Origin of the sequence: Sagittula sp. S175 (assembly GCF_049800975.1) — a bacterium.
Lineage (GTDB): Bacteria > Pseudomonadota > Alphaproteobacteria > Rhodobacterales > Rhodobacteraceae > Sagittula.
This window is the reverse complement of the sequence record NZ_JBNAGB010000004.1, coordinates 194,697-209,666: the sequence shown is the minus strand read 5'-3', so window position 1 is coordinate 209,666 and position 14,970 is coordinate 194,697. Positions and strand designations below refer to the sequence as shown.

Genomic DNA, 14,970 nt, shown 5'->3' with positions numbered 1-14,970 from the left:
TCCATGACACAGCTCAAAGCGCGCGGCCCTCTGGCCGCGCTCTGCCTTTTCCTGTGCCTGCCCACGACCCTGCGCGCCGAACCCGAATACCTCGGCACCTTTACCTGGCCGGTCCGGGTCCACGACGCAGGCGGCTTCTCCGGCCTCGAAGTCTCGGATGACGGCAGCCGCCTGACGGTCATCTCCGACCGCGCCATGATCCTGTCGGCCACCATCCAGCGCGACGGCTCCCGCATCACCGCCATCACGCCCACACCCCCGCGCGGCCTGCACGACCCCGACGACAGACCCCTGTCGCTCGAACTCTCCGATTCCGAGGGCCTCGCCATAGCGCCCGACGGCACGACCTACGTCTCCTTCGAAGGGGAACACCGCGTCTGGGCCTACGCAGACGACGGCCCCGCCCGCCCGCTGCCGCCGATCACCGGCTTCAGCGCCCCGCACCCCAACACCGGCCCCGAGGCGCTGGCCATCGACGCCCGGGGCCGCCTCTACACCCTCCCCGAACGCTCCGGCCAGCTGACCCGCGCCTTTCCCGTCTGGCGCTTCGACGGCACATGGACCCAGCCCTTCGCAATCCCCCGCCGCGGCGGCTTCCTTCCCGTGGGCGCGGATTTCGGCCCGGACGGAAGGCTCTACCTGTTGGAACGCGCCTTCAACGGCTTCGCCTTCTCCAGCCGCATCCGCGCCTTCACCCTGTCGGACTCCGCGATCCTCTCCGAGGACACCCTCGTCCACACCCGCCCCGGCCAGTTAGACAACCTCGAAGGCCTCGCCGTCTGGCGCGACGACACGGGCGCGATCCGCCTGACGCTGATCTCGGACGACAACTTCAACGCGCTGCAATCGACGCAAGTCGTCGAATTCCGACTGTCCCCCTGACCCCTTGCACGACTCACCCCATGTCGTTAAGGACCGCCCGTCCGGCATCCTGCCGCGCCAAGTCCCCGCAACCTTGTCAAAAACGGGTCCATCATGAACCGCACGTACATTCCCGGCATCCTTGCCATGGCCGCCATCGTGCTGGCCTCCAACATCCTGGTCCAGTTCCTCTTCGGCAACTGGCTGACCTGGGGTGCCTTCACCTATCCCTTCGCCTTCCTCGTCACCGACCTGATGAACCGCATCTACGGCGCGCCCGCCGCGCGCAAGGTGGTCTTCGCGGGCTTCATCGTCGGCGTGATCTGCTCGCTGATCGGCACCCAGATCATGCTCCAAGGCGACGGCTACACCTATCCGGCGGTGACGCTGCGCATCGCGCTCGGCTCCGGCCTTGCCTTCCTGACGGCGCAACTGATGGACGTGGCGATCTTCGACCGCCTGCGCTCTGGCGCATGGTGGCGTGCGCCGCTGGCCTCGACGCTGGTCGGCTCCTCGCTCGACACCGCGATCTTCTTCACCATCGCCTTCTCCGCCGCCCTCACCGCGATCGAGCCGGGCAACGACGTGTCCTGGGCAAACGAGGCCGTGCCGCTCTTGGGCGCAGGCCCCATGGCGCCGCTCTGGGTGTCGCTCGCCGTGGCCGACTGGATGGTGAAACTGGGCCTCGCACTGGTCGCGCTGATCCCCTTCCGGGTGATCGTGGCCAAAGCTCTCGGGACGGCGCAGGCGGCCTGAACCGCCGCGCCGAAACGCTGCATCTACAGGCACGTTAACCAAAAATTCGGCTAGAACGCAAAAAATACTTTGTGGTTCGGGGATCCCGTGCCACCATCATCTTGCGTGTGTACCGAGCCAGTGGGCCAACAACCCGCACACGCTAAAGCTTTGCGTTGAAACAGCTGAAAGGAGGTGATCCAGTGTCAAGAGAAGCATTGGAGAGAGGTGTCGGAACAGTTCGAGGAGACGCGACCTAGGGCAGCCCCTGGGTCACATGACCCCCGGATTGGCAGAGCCTAACCGCCCCGCCTCCGTAATTCTCGAAGGGTCGCTTGACGCAGGCGGCCCTTTTAAATTGTCTTGAGTTCAAATTGAATTTCAATGAACTGGTTTTCGCATTCGAGCGCAGCGAGAGACCGCGAACAGCCAATTCAACTGTAACTCGAGACATTGTTTGCCCTTTACTCTGCGCGCCGCGCCACCACATTTGGCCCCATGCGCATCAACGACCAAATCACCATCGAGGACTGGGAACTGACCGAACAGTTCATCCGCGCCTCGGGCCCCGGCGGGCAGAACGTCAACAAGGTCTCCACCGCCGTCGAACTGCGGTTCGAGGCAGAGCGCTCCCCAAACCTCCCTGCCCCGGTGAAATCACGCCTCAAACGCCTCGCAGGTCGCCGCTGGACCACCGACGGCGCCATCGTCATCCAGGTGCAGGACACCCGCAGCCAAGCCCGCAACCGCGAGATCGCCCGCGAGCGCCTGGCCGAACTGATCCTCAAAGCCTGCGAAAAGCCCAAGCGCCGCATCGCCACCAAGCCCACGCTGGGATCGAAACGCCGCCGCCTTCAGGCGAAAAAGGAACGCGGCGAGGTCAAGGCGCTGCGCGGCAAGGTCGATCCCGGCAATTGACCCGCCCAGCCTGTTCGCCCCAAAGGCAATCAGGCCACAGCGCCCCGCTTCATCTTGACGAAAATACCTCCGCCAGAGGCACCCCGAGGAGGAGGCCGCAGGCCGACGACGAGACAAACAGCGCGCGGCGCACAGCCGCGCACCTTTGGGTCACGTCGCCTCAGAACCGCTCCAGCAGCCGCTCCAGGTAATCACGCTCCACTTCCGGGCGTTCCGTCTCGCCCGACCGCTTGCGCAACTCGCCCAGCAGTTCCTCGGCGCGGCGATAGACGTCCTCGCCCTGCAACAGGCCCTCGTCCGTCCCGGTCCGCCCGGTGGTCCCGGCATTGCGGCCCAGCGGATCACGCTGCTCCTGCGGGTCGCCGCCCTCGGCAAAGCCCTGCTGCCCGGACCGCTGTTGCCCCTGCTGCTGCTGTTGCTCCGCCAAGGCCTCGCCCAAGGACCGCATCCCCTCGCGCAGCGCCTCGAGCGCCTGTGACTGCTGGTCGATCGCCTCGCCCAACGCGCCGTCCCGCAGCGCACGCTCGGCGCCGTCCATAGCACCTTCGGCCCGCTCCAACGCGCGCCCGGCCTCTTCCCCAGCCTCGGAGCCCTGCCCCGGCAGGTTGTTCCGCTGGCGGTTCAACTCGTCGCGCAAGGACCGCTGCCGTTCCGCCAGACTGTCCGCCAGCGACTGCCCGTTCTGGCTCTGGCCCTGCTGACCCTGCCCCGGCTGACCGTCCTGCCCGCTGCCCGGCTGTTGCCCCTGTTGCTGGCCTTGCTGCTGACCCTCACCGGGCTGCTGTTGCTGGCCCTGCTGTTGTCCCTGCTGACCCTGATTCAACTCGCGGAACGCCTCGTCCGACAGTTCCTGCTGGTCGCGCAGCGTTTCCGACAACCCTTCCATCGCCTGCTCACCCGGAGACTGCCCCTGACCCTGGCCCTGGGTCATCTGCATGTTCTCCAGCATCTCCTGAAGCTGGCGCATCGCCTCCTGCGCCTCAGCCATCCGGCCCTCTTCCATCAACTCCTGAATGCGGTCCATCATCCGCTGGATGTCGTCCTGCGACATCTCGATCATGTCCTGCGGGTTCTGAGGTTGCCCCTCCTGCTCACCGCGCTTGGCCTGCTCCTGCGCCAGCTGGCGCATGTAATCGCGGGTCGCCTCGCGCAGTTCCTGCATCAGTTCGGCGATTTCCTGATCCGAGGCGCCGTTCTTCATCGCCTCTTCCAGACGCTCCTGCGCGCGCTGCATCCGCTGCCGCGCGTCCTCCAGATCGCCCTCTTCCAGTTCCAGCGCCAGATCCCACAGCGCCTGCGTGATCTCCGCCTGCGCTTCGTCGCTCATGCCGTCCAGCGCGCCCGCCTCGATCCGCTCCATCAGACCACGCAGGGTCTCGGCCTGCTCCGGCTTGCGGAACAGCGCGTCCGAGCGGTTCAGCACCGCGCGCAGGATCATCGCCGCCTCGCGCGCGTAATCGCGGTTCCACAGCAGCGCCTGCCGCTCCTCGATCAGCGCCGCCGCCACCGGGTCAAAGAACCGCCGACCCGGCAGCGTGATCTCCTCGGGCTGGGACAGCGCGCTCTGCCCGCGGGCGTCCTGCACCTCCAGCTCCATTCGAACCGGCAGGTTCGCCCAGGGGTGCAGCGAGAAGTTCGCCACCAGAGGTTCGACGAAATCCGTCCGGTCCCCCGCCACCGGCATCGGCAGCGGCACTTCGATCACTTCCTGAGGCTCCGGCTCCAACGCCCGCCCCCAGCGACGGTCCACCGCGCCAAGGTCCAGCGTGATCCGCGCCACCCCGGTCACGACGCCATGGTCGTCCTGCGCCCGGAAGGGGATCTTCGCCTCGCCCTCGTAACTGGTCTCGATCTCGCCCTCGCGCGCCACGCTCGGCCCCGCGTCGGGCACCATGGCCACCTGCCATTCACGCCCGCCGGGCCCCTCGATCGCCAGCCGCCCAGAGCGCGCCACCTCGAAATCCTGCGCCGTGGCGCTGGCCATCTCGGGCGTGACCTCGCGGTCCGAGACATCTTCCTCGACCGTCAGCGCGCCCACCTGCCCGTACATGCGCAAGGTGATCGCCGCGCCCTCCGGCACGGAGAGTTCCGGGTCGGTGATGTCGTTCAGGTAGACCGACGGCAACCGCGTATAGGCGGGCGGCTGCATCCAGCCTTCCCACGCCGGCCCCTCGGCCAGCCCGCCCCCGCCAACACCCATGTTGGTCACCGATTGCACGCGCCCGAAGGACCCGAACAGCAGCGCCACCGCCAGACCCAGCACCGCGACATAACGCAGGGCAAAGGGATCGGCGCGCGACACCCGCAGGTCCGGTTCCACCGCGCGGGCGTCGCGCAGGCGCGCCTGCATCCGCGCCTGATGCGCCTTCCAGACCGCCAACGAGGCAGGATCGTCGCCGCCAATCGCCTGCCGGTCCAGAAGCGCCTGAATGGGCCGCCCCTTCATCGCCTGATCCAGACGTACCAGCGCGGCATCCTCGGACGGCCAGCGGAACATCCGCACACCTCGCCACAGCGCCCACAGACCCAGGCCCGCCAGCACCGCGCCGACGCCCCAGACCCATTCCACGGCCACCTCGTCCTGCACGCCCAGCATCAGCAGGGCCAGCACGACGAACAGCACCGACCACAGCGGCCAGAAGGCGCGCGTGACGGCCTCTGCCACCATACCGGAACGGGTCAGCCGCAGCGGCCACCGGATCAACCCGGTGACACGCTCGGAATTAGGGGTGTGTCGCGGTTCCTTGCGAGCCAAAACGCGCCTCCTGCATCAGGTTGCGCGCAGGATAGCTCACAACCATTCAGGAACGGTATCCCGATTTATGATATCCTCATAGGTCGGACGCGCCCGGATGACGGCGAATTGAACTTCTTTTGCCAGAACTTCGGGCACCAGCGGCCGCGTGTTGTACTCCGACGACATCACCGCGCCATAGGCACCCGCCGACCGGAAGGCCACAAGATCCCCGGCCTTCAGCGGCGGCATCAGCCGCCCCTTGGCAAAGGTATCGCCCGACTCGCAGACCGGCCCGACGATGTCATAGGGGGCCAGTTCGGTCGCCACCTCGGATTCCATGACCGGGATGATCTCGTGATGCGCGTCATACATCGCCGGGCGGATCAGGTCGTTCATCGCCGCGTCGAGGATCAGGAAATCGCGCCCCTCGCCGTTCTTCAGGTAGATCACCTTGGACACCAGCAGGCCCGAGTTCCCGGCAATCAGCCGCCCCGGCTCGATCTCGATCTCGCAGCCCAGATGCCCCACGGTGCGCTGGATCAGCTGGCCATAATCGGACGGCAGCGGCGGCGCCTCGTTCGAGCGCGCATAGGGGATCCCCAACCCGCCCCCCAGATCGAGCCGCGTGATCTCGTGCCCCTCGGCGCGCAGCACCTCGGTCAGTTCGGCGACCTTGCGATAGGCCTGCTCGAAAGGCTCCAGCTGCGTCAGCTGAGACCCGATGTGAACGTCGATCCCCACCACCTTCAGCCCCGGCAAAGCCGCCGCCTCGGCATAGACTTCCTTTGCCCGCGCGATGGGAATGCCGAACTTGTTCTCGGACTTGCCCGTGGCGATCTTGGCATGGGTCTTGGCGTCCACGTCCGGGTTCACGCGAATGGCCACCGGCACCTCGACGCCCATGGACTGCGCCACCTCGGAAATCGCCCGCATCTCCGGCTCGGATTCGACGTTGAATTGGCGAATGCCGCCTTCCAGCGCCAGCCGGATCTCTTCCTTGGTCTTGCCGACGCCGGAAAACACGATCCGCTCTCCCGGCACGCCAGCCGCCTTGGCCCGCGCATATTCGCCGCCCGACACCACATCCATGCCTGCGCCCGCCTTGCCCAGCGCCGTAAGGATCGCCTGATTGCTGGCCGCCTTCATCGCGTAGCACACAAGGTGCGGCCCCCAGGACAGCGCCTCGTCGAACAGCGTGAAATGCCGCAGGAGCGTGTTCAGCGAATACAGGTAAAACGGCGTGCCGACCTGGGCCGCGATCTCGGCGACGGGAACATCCTCGGCAAACAGCTGGCCGTCACGATACAGGAAGTGGTCCATCGGCGCGCTCCATTATGGGTTTCGCGCGATGTACCGCGAAGGACGCGGCGGGGCCAGCCCCCAGCATCGGAAATCGGTTGTCCAAAGGAACCGGGGCTAGGCCCGCCAAACCGCCCCGATCACTCGATCCGGATATGGAACACCGACCAGACCCAGCGCCCGTCATCCATATCCTTCAGGTCCGCCCGCTCGGCGCGGGGAAAGACCACCCAGACCGGGCCGAAATCCCCGATCCCCAGCGCCTGCCCGTCGCGCGACGTCGCCAGAACAGCGCCCTGAGCGACCATCTCCGCCACGGGCGCCTCGACCGCGTAGCCGTCCAGAGCCTGCACGCTCACCGTCTGCCCGTCAGCCCCCGCAACCGCCAGCACATCCGCCAGAAGCGGCCCCGCAAAGGCATGCACCGCCTCCCCTTTCGGGAAATCCGCCTGGACCGTCACCTGCGGCAGCGCGGCGAGGGCAGCGGCATCAAACGCAAAAGCCCGGTCAAACCGCACATCGTGGTGGCCAAGGAACTTGTCCACCGCCGGATCGAAGGCCCCACGGTTCGGAGCCTCTACCGCACCGGTCACCGTGACCAGCGTCTGCGCTGCGACGGGCAGCGCTCCGATCAAAAGGGCAAATCCCAGGACAAGCAGTCGGACCATGGCGGCCTCCAATCGTGAAACATTCCAACAATCGAAGGCTACCGCCAAACCGGAACAAGGCAAGCGTTAGCTGACTGGTCGCGCACGAAACCACAGGTAGAGGGGCAGCCCGCAACTGACACCGATACAAAAGGTCGCCGGAATGGCCAGAAGCGCCAGCCAGTTGCGCCGCACCGCCACCTCGGACAGAATCCACAGCGTCAGCACCACCGCCGCAATCGTCAGGTCCCAGGTCAGCCCCCGTGTCCCGTCATTGACGAACCACGAGTCCACCAGCGCCCCCAGATCCCAGCCATTCGCGGACAGGAAGCGCCCGAAATAGATCATCGGGTGCACCGCCCCCCAGGCGGCCAGCGCCAGCCAGAGGTGCCGCAACATCAGCCCCGGATCCCGACGGACACCGTGCCCTGAACCGAAAGCCCGACCGGTGCCTCCTTTGGCTCTGGCGGGATCGGGTCGCCGTCCGCGCCGCAGGCAGCGACCACCGACAGGAACACGAGGGCCATCATGGCGCGAAGGGTCATCACAGCAGTCCTTTCCAGCGGTCCACCTGGGCGCGCACCTGCTCGGGCGCGGTGCCACCATAGCTTTGACGCGAGCGTACCGAATTGTGTACACCAAGGACATCATAGATCGACGCGTCGATCTTGCCATGCACCGCCTGCATCTCTTCCAGCGACAGGTCCGGCAGGTCGCAGCCCTTGGCCTCGGCCTTGGCCACCAGCGCGCCCGTCACGTGATGCGCCTCGCGGAAGGGCAGGCCGGTCTCGCGCACCAGCCAGTCGGCCAGATCGGTCGCAGTCGAGAAGCCCGAAGACGCCGCGCGCTCCAGCACCTCGCGGTTGCCGGTCATGTCCTTGACCATGCCTTCCATCGCCGCCAAGGCCAGCATCCAGTTGTCAGCGGCGTCGAACACCTGCTCCTTGTCCTCCTGCATGTCCTTGGAATAGGCCAGCGGCAGGCCCTTCATCACCATCATCAGCGCGACATTGGCGCCAAAGATGCGGCCGATCTTGGCGCGGATCAGCTCTGCGGCGTCGGGGTTCTTCTTCTGCGGCATGATCGACGAGCCGGTCGAGAACCGGTCCGAAAGGGTCACGAACCGGAACTGCGCCGACGACCAGATCACCAGTTCCTCGGCAAAGCGGCTGAGGTGCATGGCGGAAATCGACGCCACCGACAGGAACTCCAGCGCGAAATCCCGCGCCGACACGGCGTCGAGGCTGTTGGCCATCGGCGCGTCAAAGCCCAGCGCCTCTGCCGTCATGTGCCGGTCGATGGGAAAGCCCGTCCCCGCCAGCGCCGCCGCACCCAGAGGCGATTCGTTCATCCGCTTGCGCCCGTCGCGCACGCGGGACAGATCGCGCGAGAACATCTCGACATAGGCCATCATGTGATGCCCCCATGTCACCGGCTGCGCGGTCTGCAGGTGGGTAAAGCCCGGCATCACCCAGTCCGCGCCCGCCTCGGCCTGCGCCAGCAGCGCCTTCATCAGCGCCACCAGCCCGCTTTCGGCGGCGTCGAACTGATCGCGCACCCAAAGCCGGAAATCCGTCGCCACCTGGTCGTTGCGGCTCCGCGCCGTGTGCAGACGCCCCGCCGGTTCGCCGACGATCTCCTTCAGCCGTGCCTCCACGTTCATGTGGATGTCTTCCAGCGCCGTGGAAAATTCGAACGACCCGCCGTCGATCTCTGACAAGACCGTGAGCAAACCTTCCCGAATGGCCTCGGCATCGCTAGAACTGATGATACCCTGTGCAGCCAACATGGAGGCATGGGCCCTCGATCCGGCGACATCCTGCGCCGCGAGCCGCTTGTCGAATCCGATCGAGGCGTTGATCGCCTCCATGATCGCATCCGGCCCTGCGGCAAAGCGGCCGCCCCACATCTGGTTCGAGGTCTTGTCCGACATGACGTGCCTTTCGGAGGTCTTATGAAAAGATTTGTGCTTGCGGCTCTCTATACCGGTGCGATGGCGCTGGCAAATCCGGGGTTCGCCGATGTGGCCGCCGCGCAGGCCGTGGTGGCGGGCGACATGCGCAAGATGGTCTTTCACCCCGCACCCAAGGACGCGGGCAAGGCCGATTTCATGACCTTCGACGAGCAGCCGCTGAACCTGTCGGACTGGCAGGGCAAATGGGTTCTGGTGAACTTCTGGGCGACCTGGTGCGCGCCCTGCCGCCACGAGATGCCGATGCTGTCGGAATTGCAGGCCGAGCTGGGCGGCGACACCTTCGAGGTCGTGACCATCGCCACCTCGCGCAACCCGCCCGCCAAGATGCAGGACTTCTTTGCCGAGATCGGCGTCGACAACCTGCCCCTGCACCGCGATCCGAATTCCATGCTGGCCCGCGAAATGGCCGTGCTGGGCCTGCCCGTGACCGTGATCCTGAACCCCGAGGGGCAGGAGGTCGCGCGCCTGACCGGCGACGCGGATTGGTCCGGGGCCGATGCCAAGGCGCTGCTGACGGCTCTCATGGCCGACCCGGCAAGCTGATCTGACGCAAGGCAATGGGGGCCTGGCCCCTACGTACAACCGGAGTTTGTCGCGCCATGCGCGACGGGGGGCTCTGCCCCCCGACCCCCGAGGGTATTTTTGTCAAGATGAAGGGCAAGGCGCGCCTTGCGCCATCTCTGTTACGCGCGATTCCCTCAGAGACTGCGTAGGTCGGGGCTTGCCCCGACTCGCCCGCTGAAAACGACAACACCCGCCCGGGAGAGAGACCGGGCGGGCGTCATGCTCTCGGAGAGAGAGAGAGAGAGAGAGAGAGAGAGAGAGAGCAGGTCGGGTTGAGCGGAGAGAGATCGCTCGCCCCTTAGGGTAATTGGTTATTTCAAGGCCAGAAGGACACGCTTCGTACGCTGTTTCTGTTCGTCTTTCTTGTCGTCGCGCTGCCAGCCGTCCTTGGCGGTGCCGTCCTTGTCCACCATCATCTGGCCTTCGGTCATCAGTCCGTCGAGGCCGTATTCGCGGTACTCCAGCCCGCCGCGGATGGCATGAGTCACCCGCACGCGCGGCTCATGGAAGCCGTCCGGATGCACCATGGTGAACTTGCATTCCCCGACCGTGCGATTGCAGCGATGCGGGACAAAACGCGTCACGGCCCCATCGAAGGCGATGGTTTCCACCACGTCCCCCTTGGCGTTCGTCTTGTAGCTGCCGGCGAACTGAGCCCGCGCGCCTTGTCCCGCATAGACGTCAAAGACATGGAGGGCGCCTTCGGTGCCGCGCTTGATGTGGGTCAGGGCGCCTGCGCGGTCCTTCATCACCAGCATCGAGCCTGCACCCATGCGGTCAACTTTCCAGGCAATGTCAGCCTGTGCGAGCGATGCCATGAAAACCAGGGCGAGGGCTGCGAAAATTGCGCGCATGTCAGCGTTTCCTTGTCGTCGGCCCCCACCGACAAGGACAGATTTGGGCGAAATCGGGGCGGCGCGCAACGACTTCATGCCACAATCGCCCTATTGGCCTGCATGTTGCCAACAGTCTCCGATCATTGCGAAAAACCGTTTCCAATCAAGGCGGCAATCTCCGCCGCAATTCCGCCCAAAACCGCCCGAATCAATGCGCAAACCGCCCCGCAGCCGCCCCGCGCGATTCGGTTTCAGGCAAAATCCGACGAAATGTGGCGACCTTCGCCACATTCCCCTTCCCCCTGACGCAACGCCTCTTTTGACAGCGCGCCCGCGCCCCGCCACAGTCATCGACAGGGAGGACACCATGCCGCTGCACTGGCTCATACTGCTGGTCGTCGGAGGGATCGCGGCCATCGTGGCGCTGGTCCATCGCAGTGGCCTGTCCACGCCGAAACGCTTCGACACCGAGGACGAGGCCCGCGCCGCCTGGGCGCGCGAGTTCCCCGAGCTGCCCGCCGGCACCGTCACCCTGACCCGCAAGCGCGCCGCCGCGTTGGTCATGACGCCCGAAGGCCCCGGCCTCGTCTGGCCCATGGGCTCCGACAGCACCGCCCGCCTGCTGCGGGGCGCCCGCGCAAAGCCCACCGCCACGGGCCTCGACCTGACCCTGCCCGATCCGACTGCGCCAGGCCTGCGCCTTGTCCTGACGCAGGACGAAACCACGGCCTGGACGCGCGTCATCCAGGCCAACAAGGAGCCAGCCCATGCCCGATGACCTGACATTCCCGGACGTGGTGCAACTGGCCGTCCCCCTGTTCATCGCCGCCATCCTGGCCGAGATCCTCTGGATCCGCATCACCGGGCGCGGCGGCCGCTATGAAACCCGCGACGCGGTGACCTCGCTCATCATGGGGGCGGGAAGCGTGGCGTCGGGCATCCTGCTGGGCTTCCTCGCTTGGGGGTTCTTTATCCTCTTGTGGGAAATCACCCCGTTCGACCTCGGCACCTCGCTCCCCGTCATCCTCCTGTGCTTTGTCTTGGATGACCTGCGCTACTACTGGGTGCACCGCTTTGGCCACCGCATCCGCTGGGTCTGGGCGAGCCACGTCAACCACCACTCCAGCCAGCATTACAACCTGACCACCGCGCTGCGCCAAACCTGGACCGAGACCTTCACCTTCATGATGATCGTCCGCGCGCCGCTGGTGCTGCTGGGCTTTCACCCGGCGCTGGTGCTCTTCGTCGGCGGGATCAACCTGATCTACCAGTTCTGGATCCACACCGAGGCCATCAACAAGCTGCCCCGCTGGTTCGAGGCGGTCATGAACACGCCCTCGCACCACCGCGTGCATCACGGCCGCAACCCGCGTTACCTGGACAGCAATTACGCGGGCGTCTTCATCATCTGGGACAAGATGTTCGGCACCTTCGTTCCCGAGGAGGAAAAACCCGACTACGGCCTCGTCCACAATCTCGGCACCTTCAACCCGCTGCGCGTGGCCTTTCACGAATGGCAGGGCATCTGGGCCGACGTGCGCCAACCCGGCCTGACATGGCGCGAGCGCCTGATGTACTGCTTTGCGCCCCCGGGGTGGAGCCATGACGGCACGCGCCAGACCTCGGACCAGATCAAGGCCAGCCACCTCGCCCGCACCCCGCAGGACGCGGGCAAGCCAGGGCTTGGGTAAGGCCTTACTTGCAGTAAGGCCCGCCGCGATAGCTGGCGATGTCGTAGTGGAAATGGTTCTCGTGCATCCCGTCCGACCCCGGCCCGAGGGTCGTGCCGAAGGTGCCGCAGGCCGCCTTGTGCATCTTCTTCAGCACCGGGCCCTTGTCCTTGGAATGCCAATCCGACAGCACGTCCAGCTCGCTGCCGTCCATCAACCGGATCGCCGCGATGTCGATGGCGTTGCCCTTGGAATGCTCGGACAGCCGCGCGCCGCGCTTGTGGTTGCGCGTGCGGCACGCATAAGAGGCCGCGACCTTCAGCTCGTTCACGCCGCCGCCCCGGTTGCCCACCGCCGGACGCGCCGCCGAATTCACCCAGTATTTCAGCGCCTTGGCCGTCCCACAGTTGATTGTCGCCGGGGTCGACAGCGCCACGCCGTCCACCGCCTTCAGAAGAACGGCATCCTGAATGCCGCAGGCGCCGTCACCCGAAACATGCCCGATGCTCTCGCCGATCAAGGCCGGATCGCCGCAGACAGCCCCCTGCCCGGCAAAGCGTCCCTTCACCGCGGCGAGGCTCATCGCCATGGTGTCCTCGGCCTTCTGACGCACGCCACCACAGCTTGCGACCAGCAGAACGGCGCCCAGCAAAATCAGTTTCTTCACGGCTCTACCCCTTACGATCGCCCGCTCAGCGAGAGCGGCCAAAGTCCGGTTTATCCGTATCCTGACCGGCCTCCAGAATGCCACGCCGAATGGCCCGGGTCCGGGTGAAATAGGCATGAAGCTGCTCACCATCCCCCGTCCGAATGGCGCGTTGCAGCGCAAAAAGCTCCTCGGTGAACCGTCCGAGGATCTCCAGCGTGGCTTCCTTGTTGGTCAGGAAAACGTCGCGCCACATGGTCGGATCGCTTGCCGCGATCCGGGTGAAATCGCGGAAACCGGCGGCGGAGAACTTGATAACCTCTTGATCGGACACGCGTCTTAGGTCATCGGCCACGCCCACCATCGTGTAGGCGATCAGGTGTGGCACATGGCTGACCACGGCGCAGACCAGATCGTGATGCTCGGGGTCCATGCGCTCGGTCTTGGCGCCCAGCCGCTGCCAGTACATCTCCAGCTTGGCGACCTGTCCCTCGGGCGTGCCATCCACCGGCACGATCAGGCACCACCGGTTGTCGAACAACGAGGCAAAGCCCGCGTCGGGACCGGAGTGTTCCGTCCCCGCCATGGGGTGACAGGGGATGAAGTGAACACCGTCGGGAATATGCGGGCCAACCTCTTCGATCACCGTCCGCTTGACCGAGCCCACGTCGATCACAACCGCCCCCGGTTTCAGATGCGGCGCAATGGTCTCGGCCACTTTGCCCATGACCCCCACGGGGGTCGCCAGCACCACGAGGTCGGCGTCCATCACCACCTCTTCCATGCTGTCGCAGACGACATCACAGAACCCCAGCCGCCGCGTCATGTCGCGGCTCGCCTCGGAGCGCGCATAGCCACGCACCTCCGCCGCCACGCCGTCGCGCTTCATCGCCCAGGCCATCGACCCGGCGATCAGGCCCAGCCCGATCAGCGCGACCTTTTCGTAGACCACTGTCACCGGTCGCCCGCCTTGAACTGGCCGATGCAATAGGCGACGCGGCGCACGCTGGGTTCGTCGCCCACGGTGATCCGCAGGCAGTTGGGCAGCTTGTACCCTGCCACCCGGCGCACAATAAGCCCCTGCTTTTGCAGATACAAATCGCAGTCCTCGGCCTCCTGCTGACTGCCGAAACGCGCCAGAACGAAGTTCGCCATCGAGGTGTCGCAAGGCACGCCATGCTCGGCCAGAGATTCCGACAGCAGCGTGCGCAGGCGCGTGTTGTCATCGCGGCACTTCTCGGTCCAAGCCGTATCGCGGATCGCCGCCTCGGCCGCAGCCAGCGCGGTGCTGGACAGGTTGAACGGCCCGCGAATGCGGTTCAGCACGTCGATCACCGCCTTGGGCGCATAGCCCCAGCCCACGCGCATCCCGCCAAGGCCATACAGCTTCGAGAAGGTCCGCGTCATCACCACGTTGTCGCGCATGTCCACCAGCTTTGCGCCGCCGTCATAGCCCTCGACGTATTCCGCGTAGGCGCCATCCAGCACCAGCAGGCAGTTCTCCGGCAGGCCTTCGGCCAGACGCTCGATCTCGGCCAGACCGATCATCGTGCCGGTGGGGTTGTTGGGGTTGGCGATGAACACCAGCCGCGTCTTGTCCGTACAGCCCGCCAGCAGGTTGTCGACACAGGTCACGCGGTCGCGCTCCTTCACCTCGACCGGGGTCGCCCCTGCCGCCAGCGCGCTGATGCGGTACATGGCAAAGCCGTGCTCCGTGTACAGCACCTCGGTCTCCGGCCCGGCATAGGCCTGGCAGAGAAAGTGGATGATCTCGTCCGATCCCACGCCGCAGATGATGCGCTCCGCGTCCAGCCCGTGCACCTCGGCAATGGCCGCGCGCAGCTCGGCATGGTCGGTCGAGGGGTAGCGATGCAACTCATGCACCGACCGCGCCACGGCGTCCTTCGCCGCCGGGCTTGCGCCGAACGGGTTCTCGTTCGAGCTGAGCTTCACCACGTTGGTGACGCCGTCGACCTTGGACTTGCCGCCCTCGTACAGGGCGATCTCCATGATTCCGGGTTGCGGTGCGATGGGGGCCATTGGGGTACTCCTTCGCGTTGGGCTTACCCGCGCACGACAGAC

General features: G+C 66.0%; 16 protein-coding genes. 6 read left to right on the top strand and 10 right to left on the bottom strand.

Annotated features, from left to right (window positions below; all coding sequences use genetic code 11):
* Positions 1-3: 3 nt before the first annotated feature.
* The 3 genes from ACP16H_RS07435 to arfB all read left to right on the top strand — a co-directional run bounded on the left by ACP16H_RS07435 (position 4) and on the right by arfB (position 2,514).
* Positions 4-882: an esterase-like activity of phytase family protein gene (locus tag ACP16H_RS07435; protein ID WP_425071634.1), complete on the top strand. Its 879-nt coding sequence runs from the start codon at positions 4-6 to the stop codon at positions 880-882.
* Positions 883-975: 93 nt separating this feature from the next.
* Entirely contained in the window at positions 976-1,617 is a 642-nt protein-coding gene (locus tag ACP16H_RS07430) for a queuosine precursor transporter (RefSeq protein WP_425071633.1), read from the top strand.
* A 477-nt stretch (positions 1,618-2,094) separates the two neighbouring features.
* Complete coding sequence (gene arfB / locus ACP16H_RS07425; protein ID WP_425071632.1) at positions 2,095-2,514, top strand: alternative ribosome rescue aminoacyl-tRNA hydrolase ArfB; 420 nt, start codon at positions 2,095-2,097, stop codon at positions 2,512-2,514.
* Between the two features lie 160 nt (positions 2,515-2,674).
* Here the strand turns inward: arfB and ACP16H_RS07420 are convergent, their stop codons facing one another.
* The 6 genes from ACP16H_RS07420 to argH all read right to left on the bottom strand — a co-directional run bounded on the left by ACP16H_RS07420 (position 2,675) and on the right by argH (position 9,130).
* Positions 2,675-5,269 (bottom strand): TIGR02302 family protein, encoded by a 2,595-nt coding sequence (locus ACP16H_RS07420; RefSeq protein ID WP_425071631.1) that lies wholly within the window; start codon positions 5,267-5,269, stop codon positions 2,675-2,677.
* 36 nt (positions 5,270-5,305) lie between these two features.
* A complete protein-coding gene (gene lysA, locus ACP16H_RS07415; protein WP_425071630.1) occupies positions 5,306-6,571 on the bottom strand; it encodes a diaminopimelate decarboxylase in 1,266 nt (421 codons plus the stop codon).
* Positions 6,572-6,690: 119 nt separating this feature from the next.
* Positions 6,691-7,218 (bottom strand): hypothetical protein, encoded by a 528-nt coding sequence (locus ACP16H_RS07410; RefSeq protein WP_425071629.1) that lies wholly within the window; start codon positions 7,216-7,218, stop codon positions 6,691-6,693.
* Positions 7,219-7,284: 66 nt separating this feature from the next.
* On the bottom strand, positions 7,285-7,596 hold the full coding sequence (locus tag ACP16H_RS07405) for a DUF2834 domain-containing protein (RefSeq protein ID WP_425071628.1): 312 nt from the start codon (positions 7,594-7,596) through the stop codon (positions 7,285-7,287).
* Positions 7,596-7,742: an argininosuccinate lyase gene (locus tag ACP16H_RS07400; protein WP_425071627.1), complete on the bottom strand. Its 147-nt coding sequence runs from the start codon at positions 7,740-7,742 to the stop codon at positions 7,596-7,598. Before ACP16H_RS07400 ends, ACP16H_RS07405 begins: the two co-directional genes overlap by 1 nt.
* Entirely contained in the window at positions 7,742-9,130 is a 1,389-nt protein-coding gene (gene argH, locus ACP16H_RS07395; protein ID WP_425071626.1) for an argininosuccinate lyase, read from the bottom strand. The genes ACP16H_RS07400 and argH overlap by 1 nt, the downstream gene beginning before the upstream one ends.
* Before the next feature lie 21 nt (positions 9,131-9,151).
* On the opposite strand from argH, the gene ACP16H_RS07390 reads away from it, so the two are divergent.
* Positions 9,152-9,715, top strand: a complete 564-nt coding sequence (locus tag ACP16H_RS07390) for a TlpA family protein disulfide reductase (protein WP_425071625.1) — start codon at positions 9,152-9,154, stop codon at positions 9,713-9,715.
* A 332-nt stretch (positions 9,716-10,047) separates the two neighbouring features.
* Here ACP16H_RS07390 and ACP16H_RS07385 read toward each other — a convergent pair whose 3' ends face one another.
* The gene (locus ACP16H_RS07385) at positions 10,048-10,590 is read right to left on the bottom strand and encodes a hypothetical protein (protein ID WP_425071624.1); all 543 of its coding nucleotides are present in this window, start codon (positions 10,588-10,590) and stop codon (positions 10,048-10,050) included.
* Positions 10,591-10,939: 349 nt separating this feature from the next.
* Between ACP16H_RS07385 and ACP16H_RS07380 the strand changes: the two genes are divergently transcribed.
* Together ACP16H_RS07380 and ACP16H_RS07375 are read left to right on the top strand one after the other, a co-directional pair.
* Positions 10,940-11,350, top strand: coding sequence for a hypothetical protein (locus ACP16H_RS07380; protein ID WP_425071623.1), 411 nt, complete (start codon positions 10,940-10,942; stop codon positions 11,348-11,350).
* Positions 11,340-12,263 carry a sterol desaturase family protein gene (locus tag ACP16H_RS07375; protein WP_425071622.1) on the top strand — a complete coding sequence of 308 codons (924 nt, stop codon included), beginning with the start codon at positions 11,340-11,342 and terminating at the stop codon, positions 12,261-12,263. The genes ACP16H_RS07380 and ACP16H_RS07375 overlap by 11 nt, the downstream gene beginning before the upstream one ends.
* A 4-nt stretch (positions 12,264-12,267) precedes the next feature.
* Here ACP16H_RS07375 and ACP16H_RS07370 read toward each other — a convergent pair whose 3' ends face one another.
* The 3 genes from ACP16H_RS07370 to hisC are packed head-to-tail and all read right to left on the bottom strand — an operon-like array spanning position 12,268 to position 14,928.
* Positions 12,268-12,909 carry an extensin family protein gene (locus ACP16H_RS07370; RefSeq protein WP_425071621.1) on the bottom strand — a complete coding sequence of 214 codons (642 nt, stop codon included), beginning with the start codon at positions 12,907-12,909 and terminating at the stop codon, positions 12,268-12,270.
* Positions 12,910-12,934: 25 nt separating this feature from the next.
* Positions 12,935-13,840 carry a prephenate/arogenate dehydrogenase family protein gene (locus ACP16H_RS07365; protein WP_425071713.1) on the bottom strand — a complete coding sequence of 302 codons (906 nt, stop codon included), beginning with the start codon at positions 13,838-13,840 and terminating at the stop codon, positions 12,935-12,937.
* A 2-nt stretch (positions 13,841-13,842) separates the two neighbouring features.
* Positions 13,843-14,928 carry a histidinol-phosphate transaminase gene (gene hisC, locus ACP16H_RS07360; protein ID WP_425071620.1) on the bottom strand — a complete coding sequence of 362 codons (1,086 nt, stop codon included), beginning with the start codon at positions 14,926-14,928 and terminating at the stop codon, positions 13,843-13,845.
* Between the last annotated feature and the right edge of the window lie 42 nt (positions 14,929-14,970).

Excerpts from the sequence above, each read along its gene's own strand:
- ACP16H_RS07435 (WP_425071634.1), top strand. The coding sequence starts at position 4 with ATGACACAGCTCAAAGCGCGCGGCCCTCTGGCCGCGCTCTGCCTTTTC.
- ACP16H_RS07430 (WP_425071633.1), top strand. The coding sequence starts at position 976 with ATGAACCGCACGTACATTCCCGGCATCCTTGCCATGGCCGCCATCGTG.
- arfB (WP_425071632.1), top strand. The coding sequence starts at position 2,095 with ATGCGCATCAACGACCAAATCACCATCGAGGACTGGGAACTGACCGAA.
- lysA (WP_425071630.1), bottom strand. The coding sequence starts at position 6,571 with ATGGACCACTTCCTGTATCGTGACGGCCAGCTGTTTGCCGAGGATGTT.
- ACP16H_RS07410 (WP_425071629.1), bottom strand. The coding sequence starts at position 7,218 with ATGGTCCGACTGCTTGTCCTGGGATTTGCCCTTTTGATCGGAGCGCTG.
- ACP16H_RS07405 (WP_425071628.1), bottom strand. The coding sequence starts at position 7,596 with ATGTTGCGGCACCTCTGGCTGGCGCTGGCCGCCTGGGGGGCGGTGCAC.
- ACP16H_RS07400 (WP_425071627.1), bottom strand. The coding sequence starts at position 7,742 with ATGACCCTTCGCGCCATGATGGCCCTCGTGTTCCTGTCGGTGGTCGCT.
- argH (WP_425071626.1), bottom strand. The coding sequence starts at position 9,130 with ATGTCGGACAAGACCTCGAACCAGATGTGGGGCGGCCGCTTTGCCGCA.
- ACP16H_RS07390 (WP_425071625.1), top strand. The coding sequence starts at position 9,152 with ATGAAAAGATTTGTGCTTGCGGCTCTCTATACCGGTGCGATGGCGCTG.
- ACP16H_RS07385 (WP_425071624.1), bottom strand. The coding sequence starts at position 10,590 with ATGCGCGCAATTTTCGCAGCCCTCGCCCTGGTTTTCATGGCATCGCTC.
- ACP16H_RS07380 (WP_425071623.1), top strand. The coding sequence starts at position 10,940 with ATGCCGCTGCACTGGCTCATACTGCTGGTCGTCGGAGGGATCGCGGCC.
- ACP16H_RS07375 (WP_425071622.1), top strand. The coding sequence starts at position 11,340 with ATGCCCGATGACCTGACATTCCCGGACGTGGTGCAACTGGCCGTCCCC.
- hisC (WP_425071620.1), bottom strand. The coding sequence starts at position 14,928 with ATGGCCCCCATCGCACCGCAACCCGGAATCATGGAGATCGCCCTGTAC.